Annotated in this window: 16 protein-coding genes; 14 read left to right on the plus strand and 2 right to left on the minus strand. The window is 39.3% G+C overall.

All coding sequences use genetic code 11. From position 1 onward, the window contains the following. The first annotated feature begins 163 nt into the window (after positions 1 to 163). Both murB and FC24_RS10855 read left to right on the plus strand, forming a co-directional pair. A complete protein-coding gene (gene murB / locus FC24_RS10850; protein ID WP_057874861.1) occupies positions 164 to 1,078 on the plus strand; it encodes a UDP-N-acetylmuramate dehydrogenase in 915 nt (304 codons plus the stop codon). An 88-nt stretch (positions 1,079 to 1,166) separates the two neighbouring features. Continuing rightward, the gene (locus FC24_RS10855; RefSeq protein ID WP_057874862.1) at positions 1,167 to 3,299 is read left to right on the plus strand and encodes a cation:proton antiporter; all 2,133 of its coding nucleotides are present in this window, start codon (positions 1,167 to 1,169) and stop codon (positions 3,297 to 3,299) included. 180 nt (positions 3,300 to 3,479) lie between these two features. Here FC24_RS10855 and FC24_RS10860 read toward each other — a convergent pair whose 3' ends face one another. Beyond that, entirely contained in the window at positions 3,480 to 4,463 is a 984-nt protein-coding gene (locus FC24_RS10860; RefSeq protein ID WP_057874863.1) for a YhdH/YhfP family quinone oxidoreductase, read from the minus strand. Between the two features lie 166 nt (positions 4,464 to 4,629). Here FC24_RS10860 and FC24_RS10865 point away from each other — a divergent pair, with 166 nt between their 5' ends. The 7 genes from FC24_RS10865 to FC24_RS10895 all read left to right on the plus strand — a co-directional run bounded on the left by FC24_RS10865 (position 4,630) and on the right by FC24_RS10895 (position 13,547). Beyond that, the gene (locus FC24_RS10865) at positions 4,630 to 5,733 is read left to right on the plus strand and encodes an ABC transporter ATP-binding protein (protein ID WP_057874864.1); all 1,104 of its coding nucleotides are present in this window, start codon (positions 4,630 to 4,632) and stop codon (positions 5,731 to 5,733) included. Next, entirely contained in the window at positions 5,720 to 6,529 is an 810-nt protein-coding gene (locus FC24_RS10870) for an ABC transporter permease (protein WP_057874865.1), read from the plus strand. Before FC24_RS10865 ends, FC24_RS10870 begins: the two co-directional genes overlap by 14 nt. Continuing rightward, entirely contained in the window at positions 6,529 to 7,356 is an 828-nt protein-coding gene (locus tag FC24_RS10875) for an ABC transporter permease (RefSeq protein WP_057874866.1), read from the plus strand. Before FC24_RS10870 ends, FC24_RS10875 begins: the two co-directional genes overlap by 1 nt. After that, positions 7,353 to 8,426 (plus strand): ABC transporter substrate-binding protein, encoded by a 1,074-nt coding sequence (locus FC24_RS10880; RefSeq protein ID WP_057874867.1) that lies wholly within the window; start codon positions 7,353 to 7,355, stop codon positions 8,424 to 8,426. Before FC24_RS10875 ends, FC24_RS10880 begins: the two co-directional genes overlap by 4 nt. 156 nt (positions 8,427 to 8,582) lie before the next feature. Next, entirely contained in the window at positions 8,583 to 9,662 is a 1,080-nt protein-coding gene (locus FC24_RS10885) for a bifunctional glycosyltransferase family 2/GtrA family protein (protein WP_057874868.1), read from the plus strand. Continuing rightward, positions 9,649 to 11,625 carry a glycosyltransferase family 2 protein gene (locus tag FC24_RS10890; protein WP_057874869.1) on the plus strand — a complete coding sequence of 659 codons (1,977 nt, stop codon included), beginning with the start codon at positions 9,649 to 9,651 and terminating at the stop codon, positions 11,623 to 11,625. The genes FC24_RS10885 and FC24_RS10890 overlap by 14 nt, the downstream gene beginning before the upstream one ends. Positions 11,626 to 11,669: 44 nt before the next feature. Further along, positions 11,670 to 13,547 carry a glycosyltransferase family protein gene (locus FC24_RS10895; protein ID WP_057874870.1) on the plus strand — a complete coding sequence of 626 codons (1,878 nt, stop codon included), beginning with the start codon at positions 11,670 to 11,672 and terminating at the stop codon, positions 13,545 to 13,547. 69 nt (positions 13,548 to 13,616) lie between these two features. On the opposite strand, the gene FC24_RS10900 is transcribed toward FC24_RS10895, so the two are convergent. Next, positions 13,617 to 14,300 (minus strand): DUF1361 domain-containing protein, encoded by a 684-nt coding sequence (locus FC24_RS10900; RefSeq protein ID WP_057874871.1) that lies wholly within the window; start codon positions 14,298 to 14,300, stop codon positions 13,617 to 13,619. Between the two features lie 187 nt (positions 14,301 to 14,487). Here FC24_RS10900 and cdaA point away from each other — a divergent pair, with 187 nt between their 5' ends. From cdaA to FC24_RS10925, 5 genes are all read left to right on the plus strand, one after another. Next, complete coding sequence (cdaA, locus tag FC24_RS10905) at positions 14,488 to 15,327, plus strand: diadenylate cyclase CdaA (RefSeq protein ID WP_057874872.1); 840 nt, start codon at positions 14,488 to 14,490, stop codon at positions 15,325 to 15,327. Next, on the plus strand, positions 15,324 to 16,433 hold the full coding sequence (locus tag FC24_RS10910; protein ID WP_057874873.1) for a CdaR family protein: 1,110 nt from the start codon (positions 15,324 to 15,326) through the stop codon (positions 16,431 to 16,433). The genes cdaA and FC24_RS10910 overlap by 4 nt, the downstream gene beginning before the upstream one ends. A gap of 28 nt (positions 16,434 to 16,461) precedes the next feature. Further along, a complete protein-coding gene (gene glmM / locus FC24_RS10915) occupies positions 16,462 to 17,817 on the plus strand; it encodes a phosphoglucosamine mutase (RefSeq protein WP_057874874.1) in 1,356 nt (451 codons plus the stop codon). 455 nt (positions 17,818 to 18,272) lie between these two features. Continuing rightward, on the plus strand, positions 18,273 to 20,087 hold the full coding sequence (gene glmS / locus FC24_RS10920) for a glutamine--fructose-6-phosphate transaminase (isomerizing) (protein WP_057874875.1): 1,815 nt from the start codon (positions 18,273 to 18,275) through the stop codon (positions 20,085 to 20,087). 77 nt (positions 20,088 to 20,164) lie between these two features. Beyond that, on the plus strand, positions 20,165 to 20,737 hold the full coding sequence (locus FC24_RS10925; protein ID WP_083485699.1) for a VanZ family protein: 573 nt from the start codon (positions 20,165 to 20,167) through the stop codon (positions 20,735 to 20,737). The last annotated feature ends 7 nt before the right edge of the window (positions 20,738 to 20,744 follow it).

Consider the following 20,744-nt stretch of genomic DNA (forward strand, 5'->3'; position numbering starts at 1 on the left):
GGTAACTCCTTTATTTAAGTTTTTATCTACCCCTTTATTTTACAAGAGTTCTAGCCGAAACAAAAGCTGTCATCATGGACTTGGGTTTGAGCAGGACTATTAAAACTATTTTTTTCATGCTAAAATAAATTGTTGGACTAAATTCGGAAAGGACTGTGGCGGTATGTCGCAAGTAAACCCAACGATAAAAGAATTATTTCCGCAAATTGATATTCGTGAAGCTGAAGCGCTGAGTCATTATACTTATACAAAAACCGGTGGAAAGGCGGATATTCTAGCCTTTCCGAAGACAGCGGTAGAAGTTCAGACTTTAATGCAGTATGCGCAAAAGCAACATTTGCCCCTAACTATTATTGGTAATGCCAGTAACTTGATTGTTAAAGATGGTGGCATCCGGGGAATGGTATTAATTTTAACCAAAATGGCACAAATTAGTGTTCAAGGTAATTTAGTTTATGCACAAGCAGGTGCTAAGCTGATTGATGCTACTGTTGCTGCTGCAGATGCAGGTTTAACTGGTTTAGAATTTGCAGCTGGTATTCCCGGTAGTGTTGGCGGCGCGGTTTTCATGAACGCCGGTGCCTACGGTGGTGAAATGAAAGACGCCATTCAAAGCGCTACGGTTTTATTACCTAATGGTAAAATTAGTGAATTTGATCAGACTGCTTTACATTTTTCTTATCGGCATAGTCAAATCCAAGACGATAATAGTATTGTTTTAGCGGCGACTTATCGGTTACAGCCCGGTGAGCAAAAAGTGATTAAAGCAAAAATGGCAGCTCTTAATCAACGCCGAGCTGCAAAGCAGCCCCTGGAATATCCATCTTGCGGGAGTGTTTTTAAACGGCCGCATGGCTATTTCACTGGTAAATTAATTCATGAGGCTGGTCTGCAAGGACACACTTGTGGTGATGTTCAAGTTTCCTTAAAACACGCTGGCTTTATGGTTAATTTAGGCCACGGAACGGCGACAGATTATATTCATTTAATTCGGGATGTACAAGCTGTCGTCTTTGATCAATTTGGCGTTGCTTTACAGCCAGAAGTTCGGATTTTAGGTGAAGATTTAATTGATTAATTTGGGGGATTATGGCAAACAATTTCTGTCATAATCCTATTCTTTTTTAACGTATGGTTTTGAATCGTTAAGGCAAGGTGGGATTGCGATGACCTTGATTGAGGCCGTTATTATGTTGGTTGCCGTTGTTTTGTTATCAAACATTGTCAGCCATTACTTAAATTTTTTACCCGTTAGTTTGATTCAAATTGCTGCTGGCTTATTGCTTGCAGTTTTATTTAAAGTGACCATTCCACTTAAAACAGATTGGTTTATGTTATTATTTATTGCGCCATTGTTATTTAATGACGGGCGGCATTTTCCAAAACAAGAGTTGTGGGCATTGCGTGGACCGATCATTATGAACGCGATTGTCCTAGTTTTTGTCACTACCTTTTTAGGTGGTTGGTTCATTCATTTTTTAGTTCCAGATTTACCGTTAGCTGCTAGCATTGCATTAGCAGCAATCATTTCACCTACTGATCCAATCGCAGTGCAATCTATTTCAAAACAGGCTGACCTGCCTAACAGTGTGTTACATTTGGTTAGCGGAGAAAGCTTAATCAATGATGCTAGTGGGCTGATTGGTTTTAAATACGGGATTGCGGCGACTGTAACGGGCTTTTTTTCTTGGCAACAAGCAACAGGGGATTTTTTATACATTTCGATCGTCGGCGCTTTGCTAGGTATGGTCATTATGGCTTTGTTGCAATTATTGCGTACTTTTTTATTGCAGCAAGGAATTAATGATGTGGTGTTACATACAGTTCTACAGATCATTACGCCGTTTGTTGTTTATTTATTAGTGGAAGAGTTATTTCACGCGTCTGGTGTCATCGCGGTTGTCAGCGCCGGGATTGTTTACAATTTTTCTAAACCAGTACTGATGGATTATTTACCGGAATTAAAAATTGTTACTGAGCGGACTTGGGATATCGCAATTTATTTGTTAAATGGCATTGTCTTTTTGATTTTGGGAATTGAATTACCGATTGCGATGAACCAAACGATTCGTAATCCTAGTGATAGCACAACAATTGCGATTTTTGATGTTGTTTTAATTTGGTTAGCCGTATTTTTGATCCGTGTTTTTTGGACGTTGATTAATTTAACCATTAAACATTTAAAAGGTAAGGAAAAACAACAGCGGCCCTATTTTCGAATTGCACTTTTGTCTGGCTTATCCGGTGTGCGGGGTGCGATCACGATGGCTGGTGTCTTGTCGGTTCCGTATGTTTTAGCATCGGGCGCTGCCTTTCCAGAACGGTCATTAATGCTGTTTATTGCGGCTGGCGTCATTATTTTAAGTCTTTTGATGGCTGTAATTTTTATCCCGCTATTAATGCGCCAACACGTTGCGATTGCAACGCGGGGGACGGAGCCAAAAGCAGATGAAGACTTAGACGAGCAACGTGATGTTGCTGCGGCAGACAAACAGCAGTTAACTGAAACACAAGCCCGAATCTATACGATGCGTGTGGCAATTAATCATTTGGAAAGTCAACGGCGACCAGAAAATCAACGGGTAGTTTATGATTTAATCAATGAATACCAAGGCATGATTCATCGGTTACAAGTCGCTTATCGTTCTGAAGAACAATTAGTCCCGTTTTTAAATGAAGAATTAACTCTGCGCCGGGTTGCACTGCAGGGCGAAGGAGATATTTTAGAACAATTGTGGCGTTCTGGTAAAATTCAAGAACGTAGTTACCAAAAATTTCAAAGGAAAATTTTATCTCGGCAAAGATTGGTTGAGACGTTACCCCATAAGTTACAGCGCCCGCATTTTTTTGCCAGGTTGCATCGTTTGGGAACGCGTTTAAGCCATTTACGCTTACATTTAGTTCACGCACAATATAATGGTCCTTACTATAATGAACGACTCTACATTGAAAAGGAAACAGCAAAGGGTGGTATTAAAGCCTTGTCGAAGTATTTAAAGCGTCCAGAAGTTAAGGCTGCCCATTATAATCGGCAAGTGATTTATCAAATTATTGTTGGGTACCGTAACCGGATTGAACAGATTAAGCATTTAAATCGCCAACAAACCGGGCGGCGCTCACCACGTGCAGATTATGACCAACAGATGCGTCAAATTCGTTTTAAAGCGCTGGCTGCGGAACGACGGGGGATTCATACTTTAGTGGATCAGGGCTATATCACTTGGTCGTTGGCTGCAAAATTACGTCAATACGTTAATTACTCAGAAAACGCACTTTTATTGGGAGAAGATGTAGATTAGTTTTGCGCGTGTACGGTGAGCTAGCTAAATCGATTCATTCTGAATGAGAGTTAAAAAACTGAGCAACTCATTATATTGAGTTGCTCAGTTTTGTTGTGTTAACAACAAATTAAGGGCAAAGCTTGGTGTTGGCACAAGTTGATCTGTGTCACTGGCAAGTGGGATCGAATCTAACCAAGGTTAAAATCGAATTAAATAACGACCAGTTGGCTTGTTAGTGGTAAAAGTTGGCAGTGTTGTCGCTAAATCTTGAAAATCTATTTTTGTACAAGCTAATGTAGTCGTCGTGGGCTTGAATGAGGTTGCTAGTTTTTGCCAAACGGCTTGGCGCTGACTAGCAGGGTAGTAAACAGAATCAATACCGATTAATTGTACATGGCGCAGGATAAACGGCAATGTGGTCGTATTAAGTTGATTGCCACCGGTATTGCCAGATAATGCGATGCGCCCACCATAGGCAACTTGTGGTAAGATGGCTGCCAATAAATCACCACCGACAGCATCAATCACACCACCAAACCGCTGTTTTTGCAGTGGTTTGGCTGGAATTGTTTTCAATGCATCCGGTGTAATTACTTGTTCAGCACCTAAATGGGTCAAATAAGGTGTTGCTGCTGCTTGTCGACTCACCGCAGTTAAGTGATGATAACCCAAATGTTTTAAAATAGCTAATGCCCATCCACCAACGCCACCAGTTGCGCCAGTGATTAAAAGTGGTGTCTGCTTAGATAAAGTTTGTGCTAATAACGCTTGTACGGATAAAGCTGCGGTGAAGCCAGCAGTACCGTATTGCATTGCCATTGCGAGACTTAGATTTGTTGGCAGTTTCACTACCCATTTGGCAGGGACGGTGATGTATTCAGCGTAACCACCTGGCCAACTAATTCCCAAATCAAAACCTGTTATCAAAACTTTTTGGCCCAACGGTAAATGGGCTTGATTACTTGCAACAACAACACCAGCAGCATCAATACCTGGAATTTGCGGGTAGTGTCTTAAAACACCACTTTTAGGATTTAGTGCTAAGAAGTCTTTATGATTAATATCAGAATAGGCCACTTTGATGGTAACTTGGTCAGTTTGTAGTTTAGGTTGTTCTTGTGTAATAAAAGTTGGTGTTACTTTTCCAGCGTTTAACTGCAATTCGAGTGCACGGTATTTCATTTTAAAGCCTCCTGGATCGTTGTGTTTATCTCACATTGTAATCCTTTTCATGGTGACAAAACAAGCGGCACAAGGGTTTGAAAATTACTTTGCTTCGTCTATAATTAAAATTACTGTGTTTAGCACAATAAAATAGTTGTGTCATTAAAAGGAGTGTGACGGTATAGTGGCTAATACGATTATTAAATTTAACGGGGTCGAAAAACGTTACGGGGATACCGTTTCTCTAAAGAAAATTGATTTTGAATTGGAGCAAGGTAAATTTTATACGCTGCTTGGCCCATCTGGTTGCGGTAAAACCACAATTCTACGGATTTTAGCAGGCTTTACTGACGCGAGTGCCGGTACTGTCACATTTAAAGGAAAAAGAATTAATGATCTTCCAGCAAATCAACGCAAAATTAATACGGTTTTTCAGGATTATGCATTATTTCCTCATTTAAATGTTTATGATAATGTTGCTTTTGGATTAGTTTTAAAAAAAACAACCAAAACGGTGATCAAACAAAAAGTGTCGGAAGCTTTGCGATTAGTACGTTTGTCTGGTTATGCTGAGCGTGAAATTAATGAATTGTCTGGTGGCCAGCAACAGCGTGTCGCGATTGCGCGGGCCATTGTCAATGAGCCGGAGGTTTTATTGCTGGATGAACCACTGTCTGCATTGGATGCAAAATTAAGAACGGCAATGCAGGTTGAATTGCGGCAGTTACAACAGCGCTTGGGAATTACTTTTTTATTTGTCACGCATGATCAAGGTGAGGCTTTAGCTATGAGCGACGAGATTTTTGTTATGAATAACGGTGAAATTTTGCAACAAGGTAGCCCAGTAGCGATTTATGATGAACCAATTAATCATTTTGTGGCCAATTTTATTGGTGAAAGCAACATTGTTAAAGGCAAAATGGTCGCTGATCATCAGGTTGAGTTTGTTCATCAATGTTTTGAATGCGTTGATGCAGGAATGCGTCCCAATGAGCCAGTTGAAGTGGTCTTACGACCTGAAGATTTAGATTTAACCAGCGTTGATCAAGGCAATTTAGTCGTGACCGTGGATACACAAGTCTTCCGCGGTAGTATTTATGGGATCATGAGTCATGACCATGCTGGTAATCATTGGTTAATTCATTCAGTTCATCAATCTACAGTAGGCCGTCAAGTCGGTATTTATTTTGAGCCAGAAGACATTCACGTGATGCGCTATGGCGAATCTGAGGCTGAATTTGATGCGCGCTTAGAGCAATATGAAGGGGAAGCCGATGAAAAAATATAGTGCTTTTTACGGAGTGCCTTATATTATATGGCTTATTTTATTTGTCATTGCACCGTTAGTGTTAATTGCTTACCAGTCATTTTTTACTATCGGTGGTCAGATGAGTTGGGCTAATTACCAGACTTATTTTCATTCTGGGACTTATTTACGAATGACGTTAAACTCAATCTGGTACGCCTTTGTGATTACTTTACTCACACTAGTGATCAGTTATCCCACTGCTTATATATTAAATCAAACGCGGCATAAACAGTTATGGCTGTTACTTATCATTTTACCAACGTGGATTAATTTACTCTTAAAAGCCTATGCATTTATTGGTATCTTTAGTCAAAATGGCGCGATCAACCATTTTTTGCGTTTTATTGGTATTGGTCCACAACAGTTATTGTTTACTAATACTAGTTTTGTGTTGGTGGCAGCATATATTGAAATCCCTTTTATGATTTTGCCAATTTTTAATGCTATTGCTGAACTTAATCCATCGCTAATTAATGCTAGTCGTGATCTAGGGGCGACTAATTGGCAAACGTTTAGTAAAGTAATTTTCCCCTTAACGTTAAATGGTGTTAAGACGGGGATTCAGACTGTGTTTATTCCTTCATTATCACTTTTCATGCTAACGCGGTTAATTGGAGGAAATAAGGTAATTACTTTAGGTACGGCCATTGAGCAGCATTTTTTAGTTACCCAAAACTGGGGTATGGGGTCAACCATTGGTGTAGTGCTGATTTTAGCAATGGTTCTAATTATGTTTGTTACCGGTGAGCGGCGTAAGCGGGGAGGCGATAAGTAATGAAAATGCATGGCTGGCATTGGCGGCATTTATATTTAATTTTTGTTTTTGCGTTACTTTATGCACCCATTTTTTATTTGTTATTTTACTCCTTTAACCAGGGAACTACCATGACCCATTTCATCGGTTTTTCTTGGCGACATTATGCGGAATTATTTGCGGATACACGGATGATCCAAATTGTTTTAGATACGTTGCTGATTGCATTATTGGCATCTTTATTAGCGACAATTATTGGCACTTTGGGAGCACTCGTGATTTATCAAGTTAAGCGAATTTGGCTCAAAAATTCACTTTTATCATTGAACAATATCTTAATGGTATCGCCGGATGTCATTATTGGGGCGAGTTTCCTAATTTTCTTTACCTTTTTTGGATTTAAATTAGGGTTCAATTCAGTTTTACTCAGTCACATTGCATTTTCAATTCCAATTGTTGTATTAATGATTTTGCCGCGGTTAAACGAAATGCGGCAATCATTGGTGGATGCTGCAATGGATCTAGGAGCAACAAATTGGCAAGTACTGTCCCGAGTGGTTTTTCCGTTTATTTCTCCCGGTATTTTAGCTGGCTATTTTATGGCGTTTACCTATTCGTTAGACGATTTTGCCGTAACATTTTTTGTAACTGGTAATGGATTCGAAACGTTGTCAGTAGAGATTTATGCGCGCGCACGGCAGGGAATTAGTTTAGAAGTAAATGCGTTATCTACCTTAATGTTTCTTTTTGCCTTAATTTTAATTGCTGGCTATTATTTATTGACGCGCTATACAACGACCAAACGCAGGCAAAGGCGGTACCAGTTGGAGGCGAAAATAAAACCATGAAACGACTGATAAGTTTTGCGCTAGCTATTTTAGCAGTTTGTGCATTATTAGTACTTGGCAGTAGCCAATTACGGGCTGCTAATGGGGTGAAAGCTGACCACAAATTGACATTGTACAACTGGGGCGATTATATTGACCCCGCATTATTAAAAAAGTTTCAAAAAGAAACTGGCTATCAAGTTCAAATTGAAACTTTTGATAGTAATGAAGCTATGTTTACTAAAATTAAGCAAGGTGGAACTAATTATGATTTAGCAGTGCCATCTGATTACATGATTCAAAAAATGCGGCGTGCTCACTTATTAAAACCAATTGATCACAAGCGCCTTCAAGGTCTGCAACAATTGAATCCTCGCTTTTTAAACCAAAGCTTTGATCGTGGGAATCACTATTCATTGCCTTATTTTTGGGGAACTTTAGGCATTGTATATAATGATCAAATGATCGCTTCCCAGGCAATTCAGCATTGGCAGGATTTATGGTCGCCTAAATTACGTAATCAACTGATGCTGGTGGATAGTGCCCGTGACATCATGGGAATGGCGTTAATCACTCAGGGTAAATCAGTCAATACGACTAACCAAGCAGATTTAGAACAGGCAAAGAAAAAGTTGCAGCGGTTAATGCCCAATGTTAAAGCAATTGTCGCTGATGAAATCAAAATGTACATGGCACAAAATGAGGCGGCCGCGGCGGTCACTTGGTCTGGTGAGGCAGCTGAGATGATGGCCAATAATAAACATTTACACTATGTTGTGCCTAGTGAGGGAAGCAATTTATGGTTTGATAATTTTGTGATTCCTAAAACGGCTAAACATTATCAAGCCATTTATGCGTTTTTAAATTTCATGTTAAAGCCAGAAAATGCAGCGCAAAATGCGGCTTACGTCGGTTATGCCACACCTAATCAAGGTGCACAACACTTATTACCAGCGTCAATTAGCAATGATCATCAATTTTATCCCAATGATAAAGTGCTAGCCCGCCTGCAAGTTTATGCTGATTTAGGTCAGAAAATGATTGGTGTTTACAATGATAAATTTCTGGAATTTAAGATGTATCCACGTTAAACTAAGTTTATTGTAATAAAAAGCATGTATGCCTATAGCAGGCTATCCGCGATGCGAATGGCCTGCTATTTTGCACCGCATTGCTTGTAATTGCTTGGTTTTATTTTTAAAATAAATTGGTCTAGTACTGTTGTCGTTTTTTGGAGGGTTATGGTAATGGTTCAAGTAGCGGTGTTAATTCCGGCGCTGAATCCGGATCAACAATTAGTTCAGTTGATTCGGAAATTACAGCAAGTGCAAAGTGATTTGTTGGCCTTTGTTGTGGTGGATGATGGCAGTGATAACTCTCACCAACCTATTTTTCACAAATTGGCCCAGTTCCATGAGCCTAAACTACATATTTTACATCACGTGCAAAATCAAGGGAAAGGGGCCGCTTTAAAAACGGGCCTGAATTATTGTCTTCAACATTTTCCGCAAATACGCGGTATTGCCACTATGGATAGTGATGGTCAACATACAGTGACAGCATTGCAAAGCTGTTTGCAGCAGTTTCAAAAAAATCCCCAACATTTAGTCATTGGTACCCGCCAATTCAACCAAAAAATTCCATTTCGCAGCCGTTTTGGCAATTTATTAACCAGTGGTTTAGTGCGCACTTTTACGCACCAAAATATTTCGGATACACAGACTGGCTTGCGTGTCATTCCTGTAGCTTACGCGCAACAATTGGTTCACTTTCCCGGGAACCATTATGAATTTGAATTTGATATGTTATTAAAAGCAAAAGCAGCCGGTGTAACGGTGACAGAAACACCCATTCCAACAATTTATTTAAATGGCAACCGTGCTTCGCATTTTCGCGTGGTTCGCGACTCGCTTGCAATCTATTCGCGCTTCCTAAAATTTTCTGCCAGTAGTTTAATTTCATTTTTTATTGACATTGGCTTATTTAGTTTAATTATGATGCTAGTTGAAGTGCATTCGTTGCGTAATATTTTAGTAGCAACTATCATTGCTCGGTCGTTGTCAGCAGTAGTTAATTATTTGATTAACCATCATTTGGTTTTTGGTCATGCAGGGCAACGGACATTGTTAAAATATGGGTGCTTATTGGTCGTTCAAATGCTTGCTTCAGGTTATTTTACTAGTGTTGTAACAGGCATTTTACCCGATAGTGCCGGTAGTTTAACGCCGACAATTGCTAAAATTATAGTTGATTTGACGTTATTTATCTTAAGCTACTGGGTTCAACGTGATGTTATTTTTAAAGAGGGACGACATGTCGATAACTAAAAAGTTTATTTATCTTTTAGCCGTAGCTTTATCGGTTATTTATCTAATTTGGCGCTTAGGATTTACCATTCCTTGGCACGCCCCATTATTTACGTTAATTTTTGCTTTGCTATTAGTCGGCAGTGAAGTCATGTCAAATTTAACCGCTTTCATTTTGATCTTTTTTCGGATGCTAGCCGTTAAAAATCAAGCTAAATTAAAAATTCCTGATTATGATTTCAGTCAACCTTTACCCGCAGTTGATATTATCATTGTGACCCATAATGAAGATGTCGAATTATTGCGCAAAACCGTCAATGCGGCTACTTTTATCGATTATCCAAATAAAAGTAAACTCAATATTGTTATCTCTGATGACAGCAATCGCGCTGAGGTAAAAGCTTTAGCAGCTGAGTATCATGTTCAATATGTTGGTATGACGCATAATCAGAATGCTAAAGCAGGTAACCTTAACCATACATTGACTTTTTTACATGCGCCATTATTTGCAGTTTTTGATACGGATATGATTCCTTTTTCGGGTTTTTTAAACGATACTGTCCCGCTTTTTATGCAAAATTTCAAACAATTAGCCGCTGGTGAGCAGTCAGTACAACCATTAGGCTTTGTGCAGACGCCGCAAAGTTTTTACAATGCTGATATTTTTCAATTTAATTTATTTTCAGAAAAAATTGTTCCCAACGAACAAGATTTCTTCTCACGAGATGTTAATGTTTTGAACGGACGTAATAATACCGCTTTGTTCACTGGTTCTAACGCCTTATTTTTGCGCAAAATTGTGGATCAAGTTGGTGGCTTTCCAACCGATACTTTAACGGAAGATTTTGAATTGGGGACCAGAATTAATATGGCTGGTTATATGAGTTTAGCAACCACTAAACCACAGTCAAGTGGCATTACACCAATTGATTTAAAAGGTGTCATTAAACAGCGAGTGCGTTGGGCACGGGGTGTTATTCAAAGTTGCCGTAATTTACACATCTTTTTTAACCGGCAACTGTCATGGTCTAATCGGCTAATTTTAATCAATACTTATTTATATTGGTGGTCCTTTTCCCGGCGAATTATTTATATTATTGCGCCCATTTTGTATGCACTGTTTAAAATTCAAGTCGTGATGGCCAATTTTTGGATTTTAATGATTGTTTGGGCACCAGGCTATTTTTTATTGCATTATGTTTTAAAAGATTCCTCGGGCTCGATTCGCAGTGAACGCTGGGGTGAAATCCAAGAAACATTTTTTGCGCCGTATTTGTTTTTGCCAGTTATTTTAGAAACGTTAGGAATCAAGGCTAAAAAATTCAAAGTAACTGAAAAGAATGTTAATTTCTCCCTTTTGGATAAATTGTACAGTTTGCCCTACCTTTTATTGTGGCTACTGACTTTGATAGCCATCATTCATTTTAATTATGGTAAATTTGGTTCCGAAATTTTAGTGGGTAGTGTGATTACATTTTGGTTGCTAATGCATTTTGTTAATTTAAGCTTTTGCTTATTTATTGCCATGGGGAGTCCAGTTTACCGTAAAAGTGAGCGATTTTTGCGGTTAGTAGCGGGAGATGTTTGGGCTGAAAACCGTTGGCTGCCATTACGCACCCATGATATTTCTGAGGGTGGACTATCGTTTTCATTGATTTTGCCAGCAGACAAAAAGATTGCAAAACAGTTGCAACGTGGGACTACGGTAAAATTACGATTACAGACTAAATTTCGTTTTGTCACTTTAAAAGGCAAAATCATGCGTTTAAGTGGCAGGCAAGCTGAGCAAGTTTATAGTGTACAACTTTTAGAACCCAGTGATGTTAATCGTAATTATTATTTAGAGTTAATCTATAATGGCTTTAATAAAACACTGCCGTTGAATCAAGATGCGTGGATTACACCATTTGATGAACTTTACACTAACTTAATGGTTCGGGTTAAGAAATTTGAACGGCAAATTAGCCGATTAACGCGGGATTAAAGCAATTTAACAGTGATGTTTATTAAAGTGACGGAGGCTTTGGTATGGCGATAGTAGGGCTGGTGATTTTTGCCTTATCTCTAATTGGTTATAGTGGTACTTTGCGCTACTTAGGAATTAATGCCTATTTAGCGTGGATTACAGCAATTTTATTGCAAATTTTAACCTTGTATGTATTTGCAATGTTAAATTTATTGCGCTGGGGTATTTGGTTTGTTGTTGGTTTGGGTTTGATTCTGTATGGCAGTCGCTTAATGCTAATTTCTCGTGGTAAAGCGCGTTTGAAGTTTGAAGGCTTACATTTATTTGATGTGTGGTTGGCTGGTTTAGGCCTTGCCATGATAATTGTCTTGTACCAAAGTCCGTTAGTTCATTATGATAATTTTTCTCATTGGGCGCTAATTGTTAAGTTTTTAAACTTTACTGGGCATTTACCAGGTGCAACGGATACGATTATTTCATTTTCTTCTTACCCGCCTGCAACAGCGCTATTTATCAATCAATTTGTTAGTTTAGTTGGTTTTAGTGATGGCACTATGTTAGTTGCCCAGTTTATTTTAATCTGGGCGGCGTCTTACAGTATTTTTGCAGTGCTACGGGACCGTACACGTGGTTTAATGTCTTTAGTACTGTGTTTTACCATCACAATTTCTTATGTTTTTAACATTGCGATTCGTTTAAATAATTTGTTAGTTGATTATGTGTTGCCGATTTTAACGGTTGCTGCTTTAGTGGGAATTTTTGTGTACCGTAAAAAACCGTTATTGCTTTGGTTACATACGGTGCTATTCAGCGCTGTATTATTATTGGTAAAAAATTCGGCAGCTTTTTTCGTAGCTGTTATTGCCATTTATTTTTTGTTTATTTTGTGTAAATACACCCGTGGTCATTGGGTACGTCGGAGTTGGCGCGTACTTTACCGTTTCACTAGTGCTTTAGCGATCAGTGTCGGACCATTCATTTGGTGGCAGCATCATGTTCATCAAACTTTTACAGTATCAAAACATGAAATTAGTACACAGGCTTATAGTCACCGGCTGGCAACAGAAGGGATCGGCAAAGCACTTAAAATTGGGCATAAAATGGTGTTGCAGTTGCTCAATCCAAATTCGCTTTCGGTGCAGGGAATCATTCTTATCAATTTAACTTTAATTATTGCTGCAATATTAATTCGTCATGGTTTCCACACTAAAAATCATTTATTGCGTCATTTACTATTATTGGACGTCATGATGTTACTATATTTTGGCAGTTTATACGGCATGTATGTCTTATCAATGCCTTATAAAGAAGCAATTGTTTTGGATGGTTATGAACGTTATATGTCCAGTGTTGTGATTTTATGTCTGTTTATCGGTGCGATGATGTTAGTTCGTAGCATGGATTTTGCATTATATGAGCAACAATTTGCTAGACGTGATTTACGTACATTCCATTCAATTTTCACTAAAAAGTTTTATCAAATTGCAACGTTTATTTTGCTGATCTTTTCAATTATTATGATGCTTTCAGAGATTAATGGAACTAATTTTTCAAATCACTATAACCGTAATACCATTCCGTTGCAATTAAAGCGGATTGCCCAACCTTGGCGACATTACAATCAAACCAAAATTTTAGTGGTGGATCCCCATATTGGGGATGTAGCAGATTATTATGCAGGCTTTGTTTCTAAATATTATTTTTTTAGTGATAAAGCGACTGCACAAGAAAATTTCCATGAGTCACCACGTCAATTTCGTAGACAAATTCAACGCTATCAGTATGTTGCAATTCCAGAGTACCACCATACTTTTACAGTCATGATGCGACATGCTTACCGGCAAAAAGGCGTTCGAATTGGCTTTTTTAAAGTGACTAAACATGGTTTGCAGCGAATAAAACCCACTGAAACACAATTTAATGCTAATGTTCAGCAATAAAAAATACCTGTCAGCGCCTAATTTGGTAGAAGCGGATGACAGGTATTTTTAATCCGAATGATTTTTAGCTCACTGTTGTGTGTGTTTCGTCAGCGTTTTGGCATTGGGCGTCGTTTGTTTAAACAATTGCAAGCAAACATAAATGACTAACTGAATTAATGTCATCAGAAAAACAAAAATCAGCATTCTTGGATGCCACATCGCTAATAACGGTTGGATGAACTGAGTGGGTTTGAGTAGTAAATAAATGGAATGTAATCTTAAAAAACGTCCGATAAAAATACCAACGGAGGTTAAAAAGGTTAGCAAGATCACAAAAATACTTTTAGTAATGGCTGTTTCTGACAATTGCAAGCGGACAATGACTGCTTGAATAGTATGTTCCATACTCCAAAAACCCAGTACTGTACAACTTAATGCTGCGACGATCAAGTTAGTATAAGCTAACCACATGTGCAGGTTAAAGCGGATCAGGCCAGTGGTTGGATCATAAGGATGTAACATGGATAAATGAAATAGATCGGTTAATAAATAAGGCGCATTTGGATAAAATAATAGCCATAAAATTACTAACAACCAGAAAATAATTGCCGGCGGCTGCTTTTGATCATAATGAAAGGCAATTTCAATGGGAATGTAGCCTAAAAATGTATTCAGTAGAATAAAGCGAAACGGCGCCAATGCAAAAAAGTGCAAGTAAATAAAAAAGCCTAAAAATGCGCCGCGTACTAACCAGCGGTAACGTGGTGCCATGATGGTCATCTCCTGACGATGGATAATTTAAATTGAAGGTGGGTCTGCTTTCCATTATAAAACAAATTGACAGTAATTATCGTTAAGATATTGGTAACTTTCCTAAAGCTAGCTTAAGAATGTCACAGCATATAATTGCTGTTCGTGCTATAATAATACGCGAGTTTACAAAAATGGAGGTAGCTGCATGTCTTTTAACTGGAGTGACTTGCTAACCTGGGGCAATTTTATCAACGTACTAGATATTCTAGTAGTTTGGTACTTTGTCTATAAACTGATTATGTTAGTGCGCGGCACTAAAGCTGTCCAATTACTTAAGGGCATTGTGGTCATTGTATTAGTTAAACTGATCAGTTGGGGTATCGGTTTGCGCACAGTGTCTTACATTATGGACCAAGTGATCAATTGGGGTGTCATCGCGATTGTGATCATTTTTCAACCCGAAATTCGGCGCGGCTTAGAACATTTAGGCCGAGGTTCTTTATTCATGCGTGGTCGTAATCAAAATGAGCAAGAAAACCAAATGGTAGCTGCACTGGATAAAGCCATTCAGTACATGTCAAAGCGGCGGATTGGCGCGTTAATCACCATCCAAATGAATACCGGTTTAGAAGATTATATCGAAACGGGAATTGATTTGAATGCGGATGTGACCGGAGAGCTGTTGATTAATATCTTCATCCCCAACACCCCGTTGCATGACGGGGCTGTGATCATTCAAAATGGCAAAATTGCTGTCGCTGCTGCTTATTTGCCGCTTTCGGAGAGTAATTTAATTCCTAAAGAATATGGCACCCGGCACCGGGCTGCAGTGGGGATTAGTGAGGTGACTGATGCGCTCACTATTGTTGTTTCTGAAGAAACCGGCGGTGTAATGATTACCCGTAACAGTGAAATGCTGCAGGAACTTAGCCAAGAAGATTATTTAAAATACTTACGCCGAGCGTTGGTTCAGCCTGAGGAACCACAGCGTAATGCTTTTCAAGAATTTATTGATGGCATTGTTAAAGGAGGGACCCGTAAATGATCAACTTTAACAAGTTTTTCAATAGTCCTTGGGTTTACCGTATTTTAGCGCTAATTTTTGCAGGGATGTTGTTTACATATGTGAACATTGACCAGATCAATTCGACTAGTCAAGCGACTAATAGTAGCACTACCATGTTGGCTAATAAAAGTCGAACGTTAAAAATACCACTGCAAATCAATGCGGATACGGATAAATATTTTATCACCGGCTATCCTGAAAAGGTTAAAGTCAACATTGAAGGCCCAAGTGCTTTGGTAACAGCAACGGCGAACACGCAAAATTTCAAAGTGATTGCTGATTTGGAAAAATTAGGCGTTGGCAAACATGTTGTACGTTTACGGCAGTCTGGTTTGAATAAGGAGCTAGGTTATCGGATCATCCCGAGTAAGATTAAGGTAGATATTCAGGTTAAAGCGGTGAAACGTTTCCCAATTCAAGTGAAGTTTAACAAAGCTAATTTAGCACAGGGATATACTAGTGGAGAACCGCGATTAAGCCAAGCAACGACGGTTGTTTCTGGTTCTAAAGCAGAAGTGAACGCGATTCAACAAGTTGTTGCTAATGTAAACACAGAAAATAATATTACCAGTGACATTAGTCAGGCAACTTTATTACAACCACTAGATCAACGTGGTAATACGGTCAACGCATTATTGGATCCGAAAACGGTTAAAGTCACCATTCCGGTTAGTCGACCGTCGAAGAAAGTACCGCTTAACTTGAAGCAAACAGGAAATGGTGCTTCTGGCAAATCTTATCAGCTGTCAAGCAACGTTAAAAATGTAACGTTGACGGGCTCGCAATCAGATTTAGATAAAGTATCGCAACTTTCTTTAAATGTTTCAGTATCTGACATTAAACATAGCACCACTAAGACAATTGATGTCCCAACACCGGACGGCGTGCAAGCTAGTCCGAATACTGTCAAAGTGTCCATTACGGTGAACAATTCAGATAATGGTACGCAGCAAACGGCAGAATCTAGTAGTGAAAGTAACAGCGCGACTTCCAGTAGCGAATCTGAGAATTCTGAATCGAGTGTAGCTAGTTCCAGTAGTACTAATTCAGACGAAAGTTCAGCGGGTTCGTCAAGTCAGCGTTAATTGCTAATATGAAATGAGGAATTTAATCATGAATAAATATTTTGGAACAGATGGCGTTCGCGGTGTGGCAAATCAGGAATTAACACCAGAACTTGCTTTTCGCGTCGGACGGACCGGCGGTTATGTTTTGGCAAAATACCAAGAAGATAAAGATAAAAAACCATTGGTTTTAGTTTCGCGCGACACACGAATTTCGGGACAATTATTGCAACAATCATTAATTTCTGGCCTGCTTTCCGTGGGAATTGAAGTTTTGAATTTAGGAATTATTTCAACGCCAGCGGTGGCTTATCTAACTCGAATCCAAGGTGCAGCTGCTGGTGTTCAGATCACAGCTTCACATAATCCGGCTGAATACAATGGTATTAAGTTTTTCGGACCAGATGGCTTTAAACTATTGGATCAACAAGAAGCTGAAATTGAGCAATTATTAGATGCTGATGAGGATAAGTTACCTCGTCCAGCAACGGATGGTTTGGGCACTTTAGCAGATTATCCAGAAGGTATGCTGAAGTATACGCAATTTTTAAAACAAACTTTACCTGATGATTTGTCTGGCATCAATGTGGTAGTAGATGCGGCAAATGGGGCAACTTCTAGCATTGTGACGCGTTTGTTTGCTGATTTGGATACTGATTTTTCGACAATTGCCACTAAGCCAAACGGTATCAATATCAATGATCACGTTGGTTCAACACATCCTGAGAAATTAGCTCAGACAGTAGTTGATAAACAAGCACAAGTTGGTTTAGCTTTTGATGGTGATGGTGACCGGTGTATTGCAGTTGATGAAAATGGTCAAGTCGTCGATGGCGATAAAATTATGTTTATTCTTGGTCAGTACTTCTCAGATCGCGGTCGGTTGAAGCAGGATACGGTAGTGACTACCGTTATGAGTAATCTAGGTCTGTATAAAGCATTAGCAGCTGCTAACTTAAATTCAAAACAGACTAAAGTTGGTGACCGTTACGTCGTAGAAGAAATGCGTGAGCAAGGCTATAATTTAGGCGGCGAGCAGTCCGGCCACATTATTTTATTTGATTACAATACTACTGGTGATGGCTTATTAACCGGGATCCAGTTACTTAACGTAATGAAAAAAACCGGGAAAAAATTATCTGAATTGGCGGCACCAGTGTCGACTTATCCGCAACGGTTGGTGAACATTAAAGTAGCAGATAAAAAACAAGCTTTAGCTGATCCAGAAATTAAAACGGTGATCGATACGGTTGAAAAAGAAATGAATGGTGAGGGCCGTGTCTTAGTTCGCCCTAGTGGTACGGAACCACTATTACGTGTGATGGCAGAAGCTGCAACTCAAGAAAAAGTGGATCAATATGTTGAACGGATTGCCGCAGTTGTTCGTGAGCGTGTGGGGATCTAAGTGCTGTTTTGATCAGTTTAGTATGTAATTTAGTCACGAAAATATAATTTTAAGGGTCAGTAAGCAATTGAGCAGTGGTGCATTTGGTACCGCTGTTTTTTTGTCGCAGTAACTTTGTTGTAACTGTTAGTGAGACAGCACAAGTTAACCTGATTGTTACAATACCAATTTGAATAAAATAATTCGTTAATAATTGACAAGCGCTAATTAGTGGGCTATATTAGTTTCTGTTTCCAGAAAAGCAATGAAAAAGGAGGACTATACCAATTATTAAATCGGAATAGCGCCAGGACCATTTTGATTGGTTGACGAGGATAGAGTTTATCGATTGTCGGCGGGTGACTCTAGGGTCTGCACTCTACAGATCTCATGTTAAAAACAAGTGTAAGCTTGCAACAAAGCAGGGATCAAGCAGTGGAAACGAACTGTTAAACTAGTAGAGAAGAGGATGCACAATGTGTGGAATTGTTGGCATAATTGGAAAAGATAATAGTCGGGACGTTTTATTGAATGGTTTAAAAAAATTAGAGTACCGCGGCTATGATTCCGCTGGAATTTATGTGAATGACCAAAACGGTCATGATAGTTTAGTTAAAACACAAGGTAGAATTGCTGACCTTGAAGCAAAATTAACACCAGCGGTGCAGGGTGAGATGGGAATTGGTCATACCCGGTGGGCAACACATGGGGAGCCCAGTGATATTAACGCACACCCGCATGTTTCAGCAGATGGCCGTTTCTATTTAGTTCACAATGGTGTCATTAATAACTATGCACAATTACGTGACCAATACTTACAAGGTGTTCAGTTAGTGAGTCAAACGGACACAGAAGTCGTGGTCCAACTAATTGCGTACTTTGCAAAAACAGATCAGCTTTCAGGTCGTGAAGCCTTTCGGAAAACTTTGACGTTGCTGGATGGCTCGTACGCCTTTTTGTTGGTTGACCGGACAGAACCAGATAAATTGTTTGTCGCTAAAAATAAAAGTCCTTTGCTAGTGGGTGTTGGTGATGGGTTTAACGTAGTTTGCTCAGATGCAATGGCAATGCTCGATCAAACCAAGGATTTTATTGAATTGCATGATGGGGAAATGGTTACCATAACGCAAGATAAAATTAATATTGAAACTATTGCTGGAAAAGCTGTCCAGCGAGCACCTTATCACGTTGACATGTCAGTTAGCGATACCGAAAAAGGGCCATATCCCTTTTACATGTTAAAAGAAATCAATGAACAACCGACAGTAATGCGCCGCCTAGCACAAACTTATTTGGACGAAAAAGGTCAACCACAAATTGCGCCTGAACTTTTAGCGGCACTTAAACAAGCAGACCGACTTTATATTTTGGCCGCAGGAACAAGTTATCATGCTGGACTAGTCGCTAAATCAATGTTTGAAAAATTAGCACAGTTACCAACAGAAGTCAGCTTAGCCAGTGAGTTTGGTTATAATACGCCTTTGTTAGCTAAAAAGCCTTTCTTCTTATTTCTTTCGCAAAGTGGCGAAACTGCAGATAGTCGGCAAGTATTAGTTAAGGTTAAGCAGTGGGGTTATCCTAGTTTAACGATGACTAACGTGCCTGGTTCTACATTATCGCGAGAAGCGACTTATACTTTATTGTTAAAAGCAGGGCCAGAAATTGCGGTTGCTTCAACTAAGGCTTATACTGCTCAAATCGCACTACAAGCGATTTTAGCTAAAGCCTTAGGTGAGACACGACAACTTGTGACAGCACAAAAATTTGATATTCGTAAGCAACTGGGTTTAGTGGCAAACGGGATGCAGACATTGATTGATGAACACCACCGTTTTGATCAGTTAGCCAAAACTTATTTAGGAACGACTAGTAATGCTTTTTACATTGGTCGTGGCTACGATTATCCTGTCTCTTTAGAAGCAGCTTTAAAACTGAAGGAAATTTCTTACGTCCAAGCTGAAGGCTTTGCAGGTGCGGAATTAAAACATGGGACAATTTCATTAATTGAAAAGGGGACACCAGTTATTGCAATCATAACTGATAAACGAGTTGCTAGTCACACACGAAGTAATGTTCAAGAAGTACGGGCCCGGGGTGCTCATGTGTTGACAATTGCGATGCACGCAGTTGCACAACAATCAGATCAAGTTGTTTTGGCTGATGTTAATCCGTTGTTGTCAGCCTTACTCAGCGTTGTTCCTGCTCAATTATTAGCTTATTACACTAGTTTAAATCGGGGCTATGACGTTGATAAACCGCGTAATTTGGCTAAAGCAGTAACGGTTGAATAATGTGTAAACATGAATCATGAATTGAAAAGGCTGAGCAGTTCATTTGGACTGTTCGGCCTTTATTGCTTGTGGTAAAAATGATTGAAGGCTGGTACAGGCTTTATTTTTGCGTTATTCTATTTTTATTAGGAGATGATGACATCAAGCAACAGAAGCATGCAAATTGGTGGTTACTGTTAGCGGCTGGTGTGATGCTTTTATTATTTATTAGTTCAGCCCAAACTTATCAACAACAGACTGCAGTGCCATTTTTACAACGCTGGCTACAACATCAACCTTTTAAGACGCAACTAGCAACAATTCATTTTACTTATGCAGGGCAGCCGATCAGCGTTAGTCATAGTGGCTATTTTAAATTTATTGAATTTTTTATCCGTAAAGCAGCACATTTTGGTAGCTACTTTTTAATTGGGCTAGGCGGTTATATGGGTTATCAGCAGCGCATTCAACAAACTGAATTAACGATGGTTGTTGTCTGGTTAGCAGCGACTGGCTATGCAGCTTTAGATGAATTTCACCAAAGTTTGACGGGTGGCCGTACACCTCTTTTCCAAGATGTTATTTTGGATGCAAGTGGTGCGCTGTTGGCAATTTTGCTAGCCTGGATAATCACACAACTTCGACAGTATCATGGTAAAAAAGCGGCTTAAAGCCTTG

Origin of the sequence: Loigolactobacillus rennini DSM 20253, from assembly GCF_001436505.1 — a bacterium.
In the GTDB taxonomy this organism is placed as follows: domain Bacteria; phylum Bacillota; class Bacilli; order Lactobacillales; family Lactobacillaceae; genus Loigolactobacillus; species Loigolactobacillus rennini.